The sequence below is a fragment of the Brevundimonas lutea genome, assembly GCF_003704105.1.
In the GTDB taxonomy this organism is placed as follows: Bacteria; Pseudomonadota; Alphaproteobacteria; order Caulobacterales; family Caulobacteraceae; genus Brevundimonas; species Brevundimonas lutea.
Window position 1 is genome coordinate 90,370 of sequence record NZ_QUOQ01000008.1, and the last position, 15,308, is coordinate 105,677.

Annotated in this window: 12 protein-coding genes and 1 tRNA gene; 4 read left to right on the forward strand and 9 right to left on the reverse strand. The window is 69.7% G+C overall.

The window, feature by feature from the left end:
* The first annotated feature begins 25 nt into the window (after positions 1 to 25).
* Positions 26 to 2,716: a pyruvate, phosphate dikinase gene (ppdK, locus tag EES48_RS13900; protein WP_122468531.1), complete on the forward strand. Its 2,691-nt coding sequence runs from the start codon at positions 26 to 28 to the stop codon at positions 2,714 to 2,716.
* A gap of 20 nt (positions 2,717 to 2,736) precedes the next feature.
* Here ppdK and EES48_RS13905 read toward each other — a convergent pair.
* From EES48_RS13905 to EES48_RS13920, 4 genes are all read right to left on the reverse strand, one after another.
* Positions 2,737 to 2,812: transfer RNA gene (locus EES48_RS13905), tRNA-Cys, on the reverse strand.
* Between the two features lie 45 nt (positions 2,813 to 2,857).
* Positions 2,858 to 3,700, reverse strand: coding sequence for a prolyl hydroxylase family protein (locus EES48_RS13910; protein ID WP_122468534.1), 843 nt, complete (start codon positions 3,698 to 3,700; stop codon positions 2,858 to 2,860).
* Positions 3,697 to 4,272: a GTP cyclohydrolase I FolE gene (folE, locus tag EES48_RS13915; protein ID WP_122468539.1), complete on the reverse strand. Its 576-nt coding sequence runs from the start codon at positions 4,270 to 4,272 to the stop codon at positions 3,697 to 3,699. The genes EES48_RS13910 and folE overlap by 4 nt, the downstream gene beginning before the upstream one ends.
* Positions 4,273 to 4,316: 44 nt before the next feature.
* On the reverse strand, positions 4,317 to 5,237 hold the full coding sequence (locus EES48_RS13920; protein ID WP_205679482.1) for an Hsp33 family molecular chaperone: 921 nt from the start codon (positions 5,235 to 5,237) through the stop codon (positions 4,317 to 4,319).
* Between the two features lie 119 nt (positions 5,238 to 5,356).
* Here EES48_RS13920 and EES48_RS13925 point away from each other — a divergent pair, with 119 nt between their 5' ends.
* Together EES48_RS13925 and serA are read left to right on the forward strand one after the other, a co-directional pair.
* A complete protein-coding gene (locus EES48_RS13925; RefSeq protein WP_122468542.1) occupies positions 5,357 to 6,805 on the forward strand; it encodes an SDR family oxidoreductase in 1,449 nt (482 codons plus the stop codon).
* A 55-nt stretch (positions 6,806 to 6,860) separates the two neighbouring features.
* Entirely contained in the window at positions 6,861 to 8,750 is a 1,890-nt protein-coding gene (gene serA, locus EES48_RS13930; RefSeq protein ID WP_122468546.1) for a phosphoglycerate dehydrogenase, read from the forward strand.
* A gap of 1 nt (position 8,751) precedes the next feature.
* On the opposite strand, the gene pip is transcribed toward serA, so the two are convergent.
* The 4 genes from pip to EES48_RS13950 all read right to left on the reverse strand — a co-directional run bounded on the left by pip (position 8,752) and on the right by EES48_RS13950 (position 12,992).
* Complete coding sequence (gene pip, locus EES48_RS13935; RefSeq protein WP_122468550.1) at positions 8,752 to 9,726, reverse strand: prolyl aminopeptidase; 975 nt, start codon at positions 9,724 to 9,726, stop codon at positions 8,752 to 8,754.
* Between the two features lie 25 nt (positions 9,727 to 9,751).
* On the reverse strand, positions 9,752 to 10,123 hold the full coding sequence (locus tag EES48_RS13940) for a DUF423 domain-containing protein (protein WP_240623383.1): 372 nt from the start codon (positions 10,121 to 10,123) through the stop codon (positions 9,752 to 9,754).
* A gap of 7 nt (positions 10,124 to 10,130) precedes the next feature.
* Complete coding sequence (locus EES48_RS13945; RefSeq protein ID WP_122468556.1) at positions 10,131 to 12,701, reverse strand: coiled-coil domain-containing protein; 2,571 nt, start codon at positions 12,699 to 12,701, stop codon at positions 10,131 to 10,133.
* Positions 12,702 to 12,800: 99 nt separating this feature from the next.
* Positions 12,801 to 12,992 (reverse strand): hypothetical protein, encoded by a 192-nt coding sequence (locus tag EES48_RS13950; protein ID WP_122468559.1) that lies wholly within the window; start codon positions 12,990 to 12,992, stop codon positions 12,801 to 12,803.
* A 121-nt stretch (positions 12,993 to 13,113) separates the two neighbouring features.
* Between EES48_RS13950 and EES48_RS13955 the strand changes: the two genes are divergently transcribed.
* A complete protein-coding gene (locus EES48_RS13955) occupies positions 13,114 to 14,595 on the forward strand; it encodes a phospholipase D-like domain-containing protein (protein ID WP_240623384.1) in 1,482 nt (493 codons plus the stop codon).
* Here the strand turns inward: EES48_RS13955 and EES48_RS13960 are convergent.
* The gene (locus EES48_RS13960; RefSeq protein ID WP_122468562.1) at positions 14,559 to 15,290 is read right to left on the reverse strand and encodes an endonuclease/exonuclease/phosphatase family protein; all 732 of its coding nucleotides are present in this window, start codon (positions 15,288 to 15,290) and stop codon (positions 14,559 to 14,561) included. The genes EES48_RS13955 and EES48_RS13960 overlap by 37 nt on opposite strands.
* Positions 15,291 to 15,308 lie beyond the last annotated feature (18 nt).

Genomic DNA, 15,308 nt, shown 5'->3' on the forward strand with positions numbered 1-15,308 from the left:
CGATCACGCGACCAGGGGCTGACGGATGAGCAAGTGGGTTTACGGCTTCGGCGGCGGCGCGGCCGATGGCGACGCCTCGATGAAGAATCTGCTGGGCGGCAAGGGCGCCAATCTGGCGGAGATGTCGTCGCTGGGCCTGCCCGTCCCCCCTGGGTTCACCATCACCACAGAGGCCTGCGTCCACTACTATTCGAACGGCCAGACCTATCCGGACGCCCTGAAGGGGCAGGTGGCCGAGGGGCTGGCCAAGGTCGAGGGCGTGGTCGGCAAACGGTTCGGTGACGCGGCCAATCTACTGCTGGTCTCGGTCCGCTCTGGGGCGCGGGCCTCGATGCCCGGCATGATGGACACCGTCCTCAACCTCGGCCTCAACGATCAGACGGTCGAGGGGCTGGCGGGGCTCAGCGGCGACCGTCGTTTCGCCTTCGACAGCTATCGTCGCTTCATCACCATGTATTCCAATGTGGTGCTGGGCATCGGCCATGACCGGTTCGAGGAGCTGCTGGACGACCACAAGGACCGGCAGGGCGTCTCCATCGACACCGACCTGACGGCCAAGGACTGGGAGCGGCTGGTCGGCGACTACAAGGCCCTGGTCGAGCGCGAACTGGGCCGGCCCTTCCCCCAGGACCCCCACGACCAGCTGTGGGGCGCGATCGGCGCCGTCTTCGCCAGCTGGATGAACGACCGCGCCAAATTCTATCGCCGCATGCACGACATCCCGGAAAGCTGGGGCACGGCGGTCAATGTCCAGTCCATGGTGTTCGGCAACATGGGTGAGACCTCGGCGACGGGCGTGGCCTTCACCCGCAACCCCTCGACCGGCGAGGCGCGGCTGTATGGCGAGTTCCTGATCAACGCCCAGGGCGAGGACGTGGTCGCCGGCATCCGCACGCCGCAGTCCCTGACCCGGGCCGGTCGCGAGGAGATGGGCGACAAGGCCCCCTCGATGGAAGAGGCCATGCCCGAGGTCTTCGGCCAGTTCGTCGATGTGATCGGCCGGCTGGAGAGCCACTACCGCGACATGCAGGATATCGAGTTCACGGTCGAGCAGGGCCGGCTGTGGATGCTGCAGACCCGCAACGGTAAGCGCACCGCCAAGTCGGCGCTCAAGGTCGCCGTCGATCTGGCCTCCGAGGGCGTCATCAGCCGCGAGGAGGCGGTCAGCCGGGTCGAGCCGGCGGCGCTGGACCAGCTGCTGCATCCAACCCTCGACCCCATGGCGCACCGGCACGTGATCGCCACGGGCCTGCCGGCCAGCCCGGGCGCCGCCACCGGCAAGATCGTGTTCGACGCCGACGAGGCCGAGCGGCTGAACCAGTTGGGCGACGCCGTCATCCTGGTGCGCGAGGAAACCTCGCCGGAGGACATCCACGGCATGCACGCGGCGCGGGGTATCGTCACGGCGCGCGGCGGCATGACCAGCCACGCGGCGGTGGTGGCGCGCGGCATGGGCCGCCCTTGCGTCTCCGGCGCCGGCGAAATCCGGATCGACGACAAGGCCGGCGAGTTCACCGCGCGTGGCCGCACCTTCCGCGCCGGCCAGATCATCACCATCGACGGGGCCAAGGGCGAGGTGCTGGACGGCGCGGTCGACATGATCGAACCCGAACTGACCGGAGACTTTCAGACCCTGATGGGCTGGGCCGACGAGGTTCGGCGGCTCAGGGTCCGCGCCAACGCCGAGACGCCGCACGACGCCAAGACGGCGCGCGGCTTCGGGGCCGAGGGGATCGGCCTGTGCCGGACCGAGCACATGTTCTTCGACGGCGACCGCATCGCCGCCGTGCGCGAGATGATCCTGGCCGACGACGAGGCCGGACGCCGCGTGGCCCTGGCCAAGATCGAGCCGTTTCAGAAGGCTGACTTCGTCGAGCTGTTCGAGATCATGGCCGGCCTGCCGGTGACCATCCGCCTGCTGGACCCGCCGCTGCACGAATTCATCCCGCACGACGAGGCCGACATCGACGCCCTGGCGGCGTCATCGGGTCTGGATGCCGGCAAGCTGAAGCGCCGCGCGCGCGAGCTGCACGAGACCAACCCCATGCTGGGCCATCGCGGCTGTCGGCTGGGCGTCGCCTATCCCGAGATCTACGAGATGCAGGTCCGCGCCATTCTGGAGGCGGCGCTGGAGGTGAAGGCCAAATCCGGCGACGCGCCGATCCCGGAAATCATGCACCCCCTCGTCGCCTTGGGGCTGGAGATGAAATATCTGCGCGAGCTGACCGACCGCACCGCCCACGCGGTGTTCGAGGCGGCCGGCGACCGGGTCGAGTATCTGGTCGGCACCATGATTGAGCTGCCGCGCGCGGCTCTGCGCGCTGGTGATCTGGCCGAGCACGCCGAGTTTTTCTCGTTCGGCACCAACGACCTAACCCAGACGACTTTCGGCATCAGCCGCGACGATTCAGGCCGCTTCCTTCAGGCCTATCTCGACAAGGGCGTGTTCGAGACCGATCCCTTCGTCCGCCTGGACCAGGAGGGCGTCGGCGAATTGATCGAGATCGCGACGGAGCGCGGGCGCAAGACGCGGCCGGGCATGAAGCTGGGCATCTGCGGCGAGCACGGTGGCGACCCAGCCTCCATCTCGTTCTGTGAGAGCATCGGCCTGGATTACGTCAGCTGTTCGCCCTACCGCGTCCCCATCGCCCGGCTGGCCGCGGCCCAGGCGGCGCTGGCGGCCGCCTCGGGCGAGGAACGCGAAAAGGATCGCTGACTGGGAGGGGGCGCACCCCCTGGAGGCCTGGCTCCGGAGTCGAACCGGAGGTCTGCGGATTTGCGGTCCGCCGCGTGCCCACTCCGCTACCAGGCCGCAGGGTGACTGCGACGTTCTGGCGCGGGGGAGGCTGACAAGTCGTTAAACGACCTGCATCTGCGGTCGATTTCGCATCCACTGAGACAACACCCACTTCTCGCCGGACGTCGGGGGAAGGCCGGCGTGACGGCTGAGCGGCTGTGGCGCGCCGTGCGGCGTCACATTGGCCCACAGCAGGGCGTCGCCCTTGCGTCCCTTCGCCTTTAGATCGCCGTGGACGAAGGCGGTTTCGCCGCCCCCATAGTCATCGTTCAGCCAGACGAGGGCGGTGACGACCCGCTGTCCGCCTGACGCCAGGGGCTCGCGATGCCCGGGATTGGCGGGATCGAAATAGTCGACATGCCAGTCGAAGCTCTGGCCCGGTTGGTAATGCAGCACCTGAGGCGCTTCCAGGCCGTGCGCGGGCACGCCCGCCAGCCGCGCCAGCTTCTCCCGCAGCAGAATGAGAACGAGGTCCAAATCCTCCAGGGCGAAGGCCATGCTGGTGTTGGTGCGGATGTGATCTTCCCGGCCTTCGCCGGTCTGCGGGTCGAACACCTTGGCCGGCTCGAGGCGGTCGGCCGCTCGCGCGCGTAGCCAGTCGCAGACGGCCGGCGAGGCGATCCTCTCGGCCCGAAACACATGCGGCTCCTTGGCCAGCAGGTGTGGCGTCGGAGGACTTAGCCATGTCTCCAGCGGACCTTCCGCCTCGATGATCGCCAGGCTATCGCGCGCCAGATCGAGCCCGCCGTCCGCCGCCTGTCGCAGGCGGCGAAGCGCTTCGAGGGGGTCGAACGGCCGGTTGATCCCGGCTCCGGCCATGACGGCCAGGCGATGCGCTGCCTGGGCGTCGCCCGCATCGGCGCGTTTGCCCAGGGCCTCGACGTCGAAGCCGGGATCGCTCACGCGCCGCGCGCCAGGCGCAGGAATTCCTCGCGTGTCCTTGGGTCGTCGCGGACGACCCCGATCAGTTGGCTGGTGGTCAGGCTGGCGCCGGGGACGTTGACGCCCCGCAGGGTCATGCAACTGTGCTCGGCCTCGATGACCACGCCGACGCCCGCCGGCCGCAGGACCTCGTGGATGGCGGTGGCGATCTCCGACGTCATCTTTTCCTGAATCTGAAGGCGGCGGGCATAGCCCTGGACCACACGCGCCAGCTTGGAGATGCCGACCACCCGGTCGGTGGGCAGATAGCCGACATGGGCGCGGCCGACGACCGGCAGCATGTGGTGCTCGCAGAAGCTGACGAAGCGGATGTCCTTGAGCACCACCAGTTCGTCGTAACCGCCGACCTCCTCGAAGGTCCGCTCCAGATAGGCGCGCGGATCGGTCTCATAGCCGGCGAACAGTTCGCGATAGCTGCGCGTGACCCGTCCGGGCGTGTCGAGTAGCCCCTCGCGGTCGGGATCATCCCCGGCCCAGCGGATCAGGGTGCGGACGGCGGCTTCGGCCTCGGCGGGAGAGACGGGATCGGTCATCACGCCGTCCTACACGCTCCCTCCGCCGAGGGGGAAGGGTTGCCTCAGTCCGCCGCCGTGACGGGGTCCATTTCATAGACCTTGCCGCAGTACTCGCAGGTGACGCGGATCTTGCCGTCGTCCTCGGCCATGTCGGCGCGCTCCTCCGCCGGGAAGGAGGCCAGCATGCCTTCGACCCGCTCGGCCGAGCATCGGCATTCGGCCCGCAGCTGCCGGGCATCCTCCAGACGCACACCGTCCTCGTGGAACAGGCGGTGCAGCAGGGTCGCCGGTGTGATGGTCGGGTCGATCAGCTCGTCGTCGCCCAGGGTCTGGAACAGGGCGCGGCTGCGCTCCCAGACCTCCTCGGTTGAGCCGCGCGCATCGTCGGCCGCGATCACCTGGATCATCGCCCCGCCGGCGCGCCACTGACGGCGATCGCCGTCCAGCACCTCGCCCACCGCCAGTCGGACCTGGGTCGGCACCTGTTCGGACTGGGCGAAATAGTGCTCGGCGCACAGCGACAGGCTCTCGCCCTCGATCGGCGTGACACCCTGGGTGCGTTCGAAATCCGGGCCGCGATCCAGGGTCATGATGAACACGCCCTGGCCCAGCAGGCTCTGCGCGCCCGGCCGAGCGAACCCCTGGCTGGCGGCGGCGACCTCGGCCGGATCGAAGCGGCAATAGCCGCGCAGGGTCCCGTCGGTGCCGTAGTCGGCCACGACGTAGCGCACGGGCCCGTCGCCCTGGGCCTGGACTAGCAGGCGGCCCTCGAACTTGAGGCTGGAGCCGATCAGGGCGGCCAGGGCGCAGCATTCGCCCAGCAGGGCCGCGACGGGCTCCGGATAGGCGTGCGCCGCCAGCACGGTGTCGATGGCGTCTCCCAGGCGCACAAGGCGGCCGCGCACGGGCCAGCCCTCGATCTGAAAGGCGGCGGCCAGATTATCGGTGGGTACATCGGGATTGGCGGGCGTGGGGGCGCTCACGGCGAAGCTTTCTTCAATTTCAGGCAGGGCGGCTAGATAGGCGCCCGACCATGGCGGTTTAAGGGGCGGAACCGCGCGGGTGCGCGGTCCGTTCCGATCAGGCAGGACGAGGGCCCCGAATGGCGACACGCGCACGACTGAAACCCCTGAAGGATCAATCGCTGGTGATCACTGGCGCGACCTCGGGCATCGGCCTGGCCACCGCGCGACGCGCGGCGCGCGCGGGGGCGTGCGTCTTTCTGGTGGCGCGCGGCGAGGATGATTTGCGGGCTCTCTGCGAAGAGATCCAGCGGGAGGGCGGCCGTTGCGCCTGGGCCGTTGCGGACGTCGCTGACATTGAGGCGCTGCGCGCTGTATCAGAAAAGGCCATCCGCCTTTTCGGTGGCTTTGACACCTGGGTGAACAACGCCGGCGTCTCGATCTTCGGCCCGATCAAGGACACGACCCTGGAGGACCAGCGCCGGCTGTTCGAAACCAACTACTGGGGCGTGGTCAACGGCTCGCTGGTGGCCGCCGATCACCTCAAGGAAAAGGCGGCCGGCGGCGCCATCATCAATGTCGGCTCGATCCTGTCCGATGCTCCGCTGCCGGTGCAGGGGGTCTATTCGGCGTCCAAACACGCGGTGAAGGGCTTCACCAACGCGTTCCGAATGGAGCTGATGCGCGAGCACGCGCCGGTGGCCGTGACCCTGGTCAAGCCGGCCGCCATCGACACGCCCTATAACAAGCACGCCCGCAACCTGACCGGCCAGGCCGTGCACAACCCTCAGCCCGTCTACGCCACCCATGTGGTCGCCGACTGCGTGCTGCACTGCGCCTCCCATCCCATCCGCGAGATCACCGTGGGCGGGGGAGGGCGGCTGATCGCCAGCTTCTACTCGGCCCTGCCTGGCCTGGCCGAGCCCCTGTTCGCCCGGTTCGCACCTTCGATGATGCGTGACCGCCATTCCGATTATCAGCCGTACGATGACGGGCTCTATGACCCGACCTCCGACGGCCTCGAAGAAGAGGTTCATTATCCCATGGTTCGCAATTTCTCCGTGCTGGCCGAGGCCCGCAAACATCCCGGCGTCACCGTCGGGGCCCTGGCCACCGTCGCCGTGTTCGGCATCGCCGCCATCCTGCTCAGCCAACGGACCGGTCCGACCCGGCTGCAGGCTATCCGCCAGCGCATGGACCCGCGCGACTGGGCCCGCGAACTGCATCTGGCGGAGCGCTTTGAGGCGGTGGCCGACGCGCTGTCCGGGCGGGCCCACGACGCCGGCGCCCAAGCGGCTGATCTCGGCGCCTATGCCGGCTCCAAGGCGTCGCGCTGGGGCGGCAAGGCCAAACATGCGGTGGAGGACGCGGGCCTGCGCGCGCGGGACGGCGCGTTCGGTCTGTGGGACCGCGTGCGCGGCCGTCTGCCGGAGGAAAGCGTGGGCCACCGCGCCGGCCGCTACGCAAGGTCCACCGGGAGGTTCGCCAAAAATCACGCCGTCGAGGGCGTGACCCTGGCGGCGTTGGCCACCATCGCCGCCGCCGTCGGCGCCGCCCTGCTGGACGAGCGCCGTAACCGCGTGGAGTAAGGCAGACTGTTGAGGAGGCCGTGACAGGCGGGCGACCGTCAGCCACAACCGGCGCATGGCCTCCCAGACTTTCATCTTCGATTTCGATTCGACCCTGGTCGCATTCGAGACGCTGGAACTGCTGGCTGAGATCGCCCTGCCTTCTGGCGCTGAGGGCGACGCCGCCCGGGACGAGATCGCGCGGCTGACTGATAAGGCCATGGCCGGGGAGGTCAAATTCGAGGACGCCCTGCGCCGGCGATTGCAGCGGCTTGAGCTCAGGCACGAGCACGTCGCGGCGGCGGCTGAGCGGTCCGTCTCGGCCCTGACGCCCTCCGTCGCCCGCAACGAGACCTTCTTCCGCGATCACGCCGAGCGCATCTACATCCTGTCGGGCGGGTTCCGTGAGGTCATCGCCCCGGTGGCGGAGCGTCTCGGTCTGTCGTCACAGCACATCCTGGCCAACGACCTGACCTACGATCCGGAGGGGCGGGTCACCGGTGTCGACTGGAGCAATCCGGTCTCGCGCGCGGGCGGCAAGGCCGAGGCGGTGCGCGCGCTGAATCTGCAGGGCGACGTCGTGCTGGTCGGGGACGGCTGGACCGACGCGGAAGTCCGGCTGGCGGGCGCGGTCGATCGCTTCTACGCCTTCACCGAGGTGGTGCGGCGCCCGACCGTGGTCGCCGCGGCCGACGCCGAGGCGCGCTCTCTGGACGAAGTGCTGCACGCCGAGGGGGTGGCCGGGCGCTGGTCGTTCCCGCGCAGCCGGCTGAAGGTGCTGCTCCTCGAGAACGTGCATCCCGCCGCCGTCGCCCGACTGAAGGAAGAGGGCTATTCGGTCGAGACCGAGACCGGGGCGCTGGACGAAGAGGCGCTGATCGCCCGGCTTCAGGGGGTGCATGTGCTAGGCGTGCGCTCCAAGACGCAAGTCAGCCGTCGGGTGATCGAAGCCTCCGAGCGGCTGGTCGCCGTCGGCGCCTTCTGCATCGGCGTCAACCAAATCGATCTGGAGGCGGCCTCTGAACGCGGCGTGGCGGTGTTCAACGCGCCCTATTCCAACACCCGTTCGGTGGTCGAACTGGCCATCGGCCTGGCCATCGCCCTGATCCGCGACGTGGCCGACAAGTCGGCCGCCATGCACCGGGGCGAGTGGAACAAGTCGGCCACCGGATCACGCGAGCTGCGCGGCAAGACCCTCGGCATCGTCGGCTACGGCGCCATCGGCAGCCAGCTGTCGGTGCTGGCCGAGGCGCTGGGCATGCGGGTGATCTTCCACGACCTGACCGAGCGGCTGGCGCTGGGCAATGCGCGGCGGGTCGGGTCGCTGGACCGGCTGCTGAGTGAGGCCGACGTGGTCAGCCTGCACGTCGATGGCCGGGCGGAGAACGCCGGCCTGATTGGCGCGCCCCAGCTGTCGCGGATGAAGCCGGGCGCCTTGCTGCTGAACCTGTCGCGCGGTCATGTGGTGGAGGTCGGCGCCCTGGCCCAGGCCCTGGGCTCGGGCCGCATCGGCGGCGCGGCGGTGGACGTCTTTCCGGAAGAGCCCCGGGCCAACGGCGAGCCGTTCGACAGCCCCTTGTGCGGCTTGAGGAACGTCATCCTGACGCCGCACATCGGCGGCTCGACCGAGGAGGCGCAGGAGGCCATCGCCGAGTTCGCGGCCGAACGGCTGCTGGGCTTCCTCAATCGCGGCGATACGACCTTCTCGGTCAATCTGCCGAACGTCCAGTTGTCGGACGTGACCGGCGGGCACCGGCTGCTGCATATCCACCGCAACCAGCCGGGCGTGCTGGCGGCGCTGAATCAGGCCCTCAGCGAGGCCGGCCTGAACATTCTGGGACAGCATCTGAAGACCGACGAGCGGATTGGCTATGTCATCGCCGATGTCGACGGCGACTATGATCCCAAGGCGCTGGACGGGCTGAAGGCCGTGCCCGGCACCCTCAGGTTCCGGCATCTGCGCTGAGCTAGAGGCTCACGGCCCAGTCGGTGGCGCGGATCAGGCTGTCGATGATGCCCGGTTCGGTGGAGGCGTGGCCGGCGTCGCCGATGACCTCCAGCTTCGCCCCCGGCCAGGCGCGGTGCAGGGCCCACGCCCCAGACATCGGCGTCACCACGTCGAACCGCCCCTGGGCGATCCAGGCCGGGATATGGCGGATCCTGTCGATCTGGGTCAGCAGCCAGCCGTCGTGCTCGAAGAAGCCGCCGTTGACGAAATAATGGTTTTCGATGCGCGCGAAGGCCACGGCGAAGGCGGGGTCGGAGAACTTGTCCGGACGGGCGTCGGGGCCGACCACGCTGACGGTTTCGCCTTCCCAGCTGGACCAGGCCACGGCGCAGCGCTCGCGTTCGGCCTGGTCATCGCCGATCAGGCGTCGGCTGTAGGCGGCCATCAGGTCGCCGCGCTCGGCCTCGGGGATGGGCTCCACGAACCGCTCCCAGGCGTCGGGGAAGAGGTTCGAGGCCCCCTCCTGGTAGAACCAGTTCAGCTCGTGTTTGGTCAGCAGGAAGATACCGCGCAGCACCAGGGCCATCGCGCGCTCGGGATGGGTGACCGCATAGGCCAGCGAGAGCGTCGACCCCCAGCTGCCGCCAAACACCACCCACTTCGTGATGCCCAGGTCCTCGCGCAGCTGTTCAATGTCGCGGATCAGGTCCCAGGTTGTGTTGTCCTCCAGCGAGGCGTTGGGCCGCGACAATCCGCAGCCGCGCTGGTCGAACATGACGATCCGGTAGCGGGCCGGGTCGAAATAGCGCCGCATCTGCGGATTGACTGCCCCGCCCGGGCCGCCGTGCAGCACGATGACCGGGGTCCCCTCGGGATTGCCGCTTTCCTCGAAATAGATTTCGTGGACGCCGCCCGTGGCCATCCAGCCGGAGTTGAACGGCTCGATCTCGGGATAAAGCTCGCGACGCGGCTGATCAGGGGCGGGAAAGGCCATCGTTAGGGTCTCGCTGTGGCCCCGCTCAGGTGGGGCGAGCCCGATTGCCCAATGCGCTGACGAGAAGCAACAGCCAGGCCGCAACCATCAGGAGACCGCCGATCGGGGCGACGGCGCCGAGGGCCGGAAGCGACAGCAGTCCGATGCCGGCCAGCGCGAGGCTGAAGATCAGACCGCCCGTCGCGGCGAGCCAGCCGGCGAGGGTCAGGAGCCGACCGCCCCAGCGCCCGGTCAGCAGGACGCAGGCCAGGGCCAGCAGGGCGTGAACCATCTGATAGTGTGCGCCGGTGGTCAGCAGGGTCTTGATCTGCGGCCCCGCGCCATGCGCCGCAAAGGCGCCCAGCAGCACCGCGACGGCGCCGTTCAGGGCGGCGAAGATCACGAGGGGACGGTTCACGGCGGAATTACGCGAGGTCGCCGACAGCGGCGTCGAGCAGCAGCCAGGCGCGACCGGCGTCGGAGGACAGGCGCTGGGTCAGACCGTCGTCGTCCCCCCGACCGGCCAGGTCGGCCATCTCGGCCCCGGCGGCGCGGACGAAGGTTTCGATATCGGCCTTCAATCCGCCGTCGGCCAGCACCCGGCGTGACACGCTGCGGACGGCGGCGGGGGCGACGCGGCGGACGATGGCGCGGGCCTGAGCCACATCGCCGGCGCCGAGAGCGGTCGCGGCCTCCTCGACCCGGGCGCGGGGGAGCAGGGCATTGGGATCGACCCCCATGCGGCGGATGGTCTGGACCACTGCCTGGGCGCGATCGGGATCGAACGGCGAACCGGCGGTCTGTGCCTCCTCCTCAAGCTCCAGCGGCTGTTCGATGTCGACGCCGCGCCGCGGGCGCAGGGTCAAGGGCTCGTCGTCGGGGATCGCCGGACGCGCGGGCGCCGGCTGCGGATCATCGGCGGGCGACAGGCGCAAACGGCCGCGCAGACCGTTGAAGGGGTTGGCCGATGTGGGTCGAGTGGCCTCCGGCGTCGGCGCATCAAGGCCAGCGTCCTCGCTCCGCGCCGCTTCGCGCAACGGCCGACGAGCGAGCTCGTCACGATCACGCGGCGAGGCCTGCGGGCCGTCACCCGACACCACGCCCATCAACCGAACGGCTTCGGACAGCATCTCGTAGTTTCGTCGCACCCGATCCTGGAACGCCAACTCCAGCGTCTCGGTGTCCTGGGCCGCGCGGCGGGTTGCATCGGCCACGGCTTCCAGGCCCTCGGAAACGGTGGCGCGAACCGCGTCGAGCCGGGCGCGGCTCTCGTCCGGCAGGGCGGCGGCGCGGGCGTCGATCTCGCCGGTCAGGCGGTCGACCTCGCCCAGCACCTCGGACAGCCGTTCGGCGGTGGCCGTCAGTCGCTCGGCGGCGCGCTCCCCGGCCTCATCGACCAGGGCGGCCGTTTCGGCCACGATGCGGCGGGCGCCCTCGATGCGGGCGTCGGCGGCGCTGTCGGCCTTCTGGGCGGCCTCGAACAGGCTTTCGCCCAGGCGGTCGATGCGGATACGGGCCTGTGTCTGGGCCTCGTCGGCCAGGGCGCGGCTCTCTTCAGCCGTCGCGTTCATCATCTCGACCGCTCGGCGGGTCTCGTCCAGCAGGGCGTCACGGGTATCAGCGGCCAGGGCCTCGAACCGGTCCAGAGCCTGTTTGGTGGCCAGGTCGAAGCCGTCCGCCTCCTTCTGGCTGAGTTCCGTCAGGGCCCGGAACTGATCCGTCGCGGCCTCGATCAGTTCCTTTATCGAGTCACCCGACGCCCTCACCGTGTCGTCGAGGGCCGCGCCGGCGCTGCGGCTGGCCGACAGCTGTTCGATCAGCTGGGCGCGCTGGCTTTCGACCTGGGCGGAGAAGTCTTCCTGATCGGTGCGCAGCTGGTAGGCGGTGGTGACGAGGGCGGCGCGTTGCTGGCCCAAGCCTTCCTCCACCGCATGGATCTGCTCCGCCACGCCGGTGCCGGCCGTCTCCAGGCGGAGGGTCTGGCGGGCGAGGTCGTCGGCGGCCAGGCGCGCGGCCTCCTGGGCCTCCTGAGCGGCGGCGGCCAGGTCGGCGGCGCGGGCGGCCAGGGCGGCCTCCGATTCGCGCAGCTGTGCGTTGGCTAGGTCAGAGGCGTCGGCGACCATGCGTGACTGCCGTTCCACCGCCTCCACCACGCCGGTCCCCTGAGCTGACAGGGCCACGCTAGTGGCCTCCAGCTGACCGCGCGCCGCGCCCATGCTCTCGTTGAGGGAGCGGGCCGTCCTGGCGGCGGCGTCGGCGGCCTCGGACAGCCGACGGCTCTCCTCGGCCAGCGCTTCGCGCAGCGCCGCCAGCTCGGACCGGGCTTTTTCGGCCGCCACGCCGGCCCGGTCGATGTCGTCACGCAGGGCGGTGACAACCTGCCCGGTCTGGCGCGCGGCCAGAAGCGCCGGCCCGGCGAGGGCGTCGGCCATGCCGCGCGTGCGTCGCGCCTCGTCATGCAGGCGCGCGCCCTGTCGGACGGAATGGGCGAGGAGCAGGGCCAGACCCGCCGGGGCCAGGGCCACCAGAGCGAAGACGGCGATGCGCAAGGGGTCCATCGTTCCGCCGGCGCCGATTTCATACGCCAGCCAGGCCGCCAGCCCGCCGATCCACAGGACCAGGGCCAAGGCCGCGATGAGATAGGCCGGTCCGCGCGTGGCGGGCGCGTCGTCGGCGAGCGTGACGGGCAAGGCGTCACTCACGGTCGCGGGCAGGCCTCCCTCGCTGGCCATGCGGAACTGGGCCAACTCTTCGGCTTCGCGAGCGGCGCGCTCTCGTTCGGCCGCCTGGGCCTCGGCCGCCACCCGCGCCTCTTCCGCCAAGCGCCGCCGACGTCGCTCCGACATGGGGCGGTCAGTCGAGGTCTCGGGTGTCGGATCGTCAGGCGCGGGCAGCGGGGAGATCTCTGCGGCGGTGGCCTCGACCCCAGGCTGACTGGGGTCTGCGACGTCCGGCTCGGGCTCGCTGAGGACCAGGGGCGGACGACGAACGCTCATTGGGCAACCCGTTACGCGCCGGGTTCTGGACTGGGTCCCCCGGCCTGAGCCGCGACCCTAGCGTCTGGGCGCGTCAGGGCAAGGCCGGGAGCCGCGCCGTCAACACTCTTTGGGCTGAGAGGCCACAGCGATGGCCGCGGCGGGCTGGGCCTTGTCGCCGCAGTCGGTGACGCGCTGGACCTCGCGGCTGTCGGACTGCGGGAGGTTCAAGTCGACGCCGAACTGCGACAGGGCCGCGGCGGCGATCAACGCCACCAGCCCGATCAACATTTCCAGCAGCGCCTGAAGCACCGACGTTCCCCTCTGTCGATTTCACGCATTATGCCGTTATCGCCTCGCCACGGCAATCGAAGCGTGATGAAGCTTCGGTAATCCGTGTCATCCTCGGCGACGGTTCGGCGGAGGCCTTTGATTGGAAGACACCCAGGCTCGCGCGCTCGCCGCCAATGGCTGGCTGCCCGCCGACAGGGTGTGGCGTAAGGCGCGGGCTAACCGCTTTACGCCGCTGATGGAGAACGCCGCCTATTTCGAGGCGCTGGAAGCGGCGTTGGCCAGGGCCCGGCGGTCGGTGATCGTGCTGGGCTGGCAATTCGATCCGCGCACCCGGCTGGACCCGCACAGTCGGATCGGCGACCGGCAGGCCGAGATCGGCCATCGGTTGCGGTGGATGATCAAGGAGAACCCCGAGCTGGACGTGCGGCTGCTGATCTGGCGCTCGCCGCTGCTGATCGCGGCGTCTCAGGGCTTCTTCCCGCAGCGGGCCCAGCGCTGGTTCAAGAAGCGGATCGCCGAGTTCCGGCTGGACACGCCCGGGCCGCTGGGGGCCTGCCATCACCAGAAGGTGGTGGTGATCGACGACAAGCTGGCCTTCGTCGGCGGCGGGGACATCTCGGTCGATCGCTGGGACAGCGAGGAGCATCTGGACGGTGACCCCCGGCGCTGCCTGCCCTCGGGGCTGATCTGCTCGCCGCGGCACGAGGTGATGGCGATGTTCGACGGACCGGCGGCCCACGCGCTGGGCGACCTGGCCCGCATCCGCTGGTATCGGGCGACTGGCGAGCGGGTGCGGCTGTCGGACGCCCCGTCCGATCCCTGGCCGGAAGCCATCGCTCCGATGCTCACCGACGTGGAGGTCGGGGTGGCGCGGACCATGCCCCGGTGGCGGCGACGGCACGGCGCGGACGAGTCGCTGAGGCTGCATTTGGACGGCATCGCCAGGGCCAAGCGGCTGATATACCTGGAAAACCAGTACGTGACCTCGCCCCGGATCGCCGAGGCGCTGGCCGCGCGGCTGGCCGAGCCCGAAGGGCCGGAGGTGGTGATCGTCACCACCCTGAAGGCCCCCAGCTGGTTCGACCAGATGACCATGGACACGGCCCGGGCCGAGGTGCTGCACGCCCTGGAGCAGGCCGACGTCAACAACCGGCTGACGGCCTGGGCGCCGGTGACCGAGGAGGGCGGGCGGATCATCGTCCATTCCAAGGTGACCATCATCGACGACCAGCTGCTGAGGATCGGCTCGTCGAACCTGAACAACCGCTCGTTCGGCTATGACAGCGAGTGCGACGTGGCCGCTGCGCCCGGGCCGGAGGGGGAGGCGACCATCCGGGCCTTCCGCCACCGGCTGATCGGCCACTTCCTGGGGGTCGACGCCGAGACCTACGCCTCGTGCGAGGCCCTGTCCCACTCGGTCGGAGAGGCCATCGCCACCTATGGGCAGACCCGGATGGTTCAGCTGGGCATGGAGGGGGCCTCCCGGTTCGAGCGGATGGTGGCGGAGTTCCAACTGGGGGATCCCAACTCCCCGGCCGACGACTTCCGGCCCTGGAAGCGGCGGCGGCGGATGAAGGCGGCGTCTCAGGCGATCGAGAACTCCATCACCAATGGCAAGTGATCCGACGCCGCCCGGGCGAGGGGCGACAGGGGGGCGAAGATCGAGAGGGGGGTGACCTCCCGGCTGACGAAGAAGTGGTCGATGCGGATGGCCGGGAAGGCCGAGGGGAAGGTCTTGACCGAGGGGCGCAGCTTCAGCAGCCGCTGAGCGTCGGCCAAGCCCTTGGTCAGGGTGGCGTAGGGGCGGGTCAGGGAGGTGCAGTTGAAGTCGCCGGTCAGGATGGTCGGCCCGACGCAGGCCTTGTCTCCGAGCCACTTGTCGCCGGCCAGGGCCTTGGCCTGGGCCCGCTGCTCGCGAGGGACGAGCCCCAGGTGGGTGTTGATGACCTGAACCTCGACGCCGTCGATGTCGATGGCGGCCCACAAGGCGCCGCGCGTCTCCAGGCCCCGGACGCCGCGCAGGGTCGGCAGGGCGCCGGCGCGGACCAGCCGCTCGGGCCGGTGGGTCAGGATGGCGTCGCCGTACTCTTCGGCCTCGACCTTCATGGCAGGATGGAAATGGACGCTCATCGACAGCCGCGAGGCGATCTCGGCGGCCTGATCGACGCCGTTCGAGCGGGCCCGCCCGACATCCAGCTCCTGCAGGCAGACGATGTCCGCCTCACACTCGGCGATGACGTCGGCGATGCGCGCGACGTCGAGACGCCGGTCGGTCCCCAGGCATCGGTGGACGTTGTAGGTGAGGATTCGGGCCATGGGCTCCGGTTGTCATCG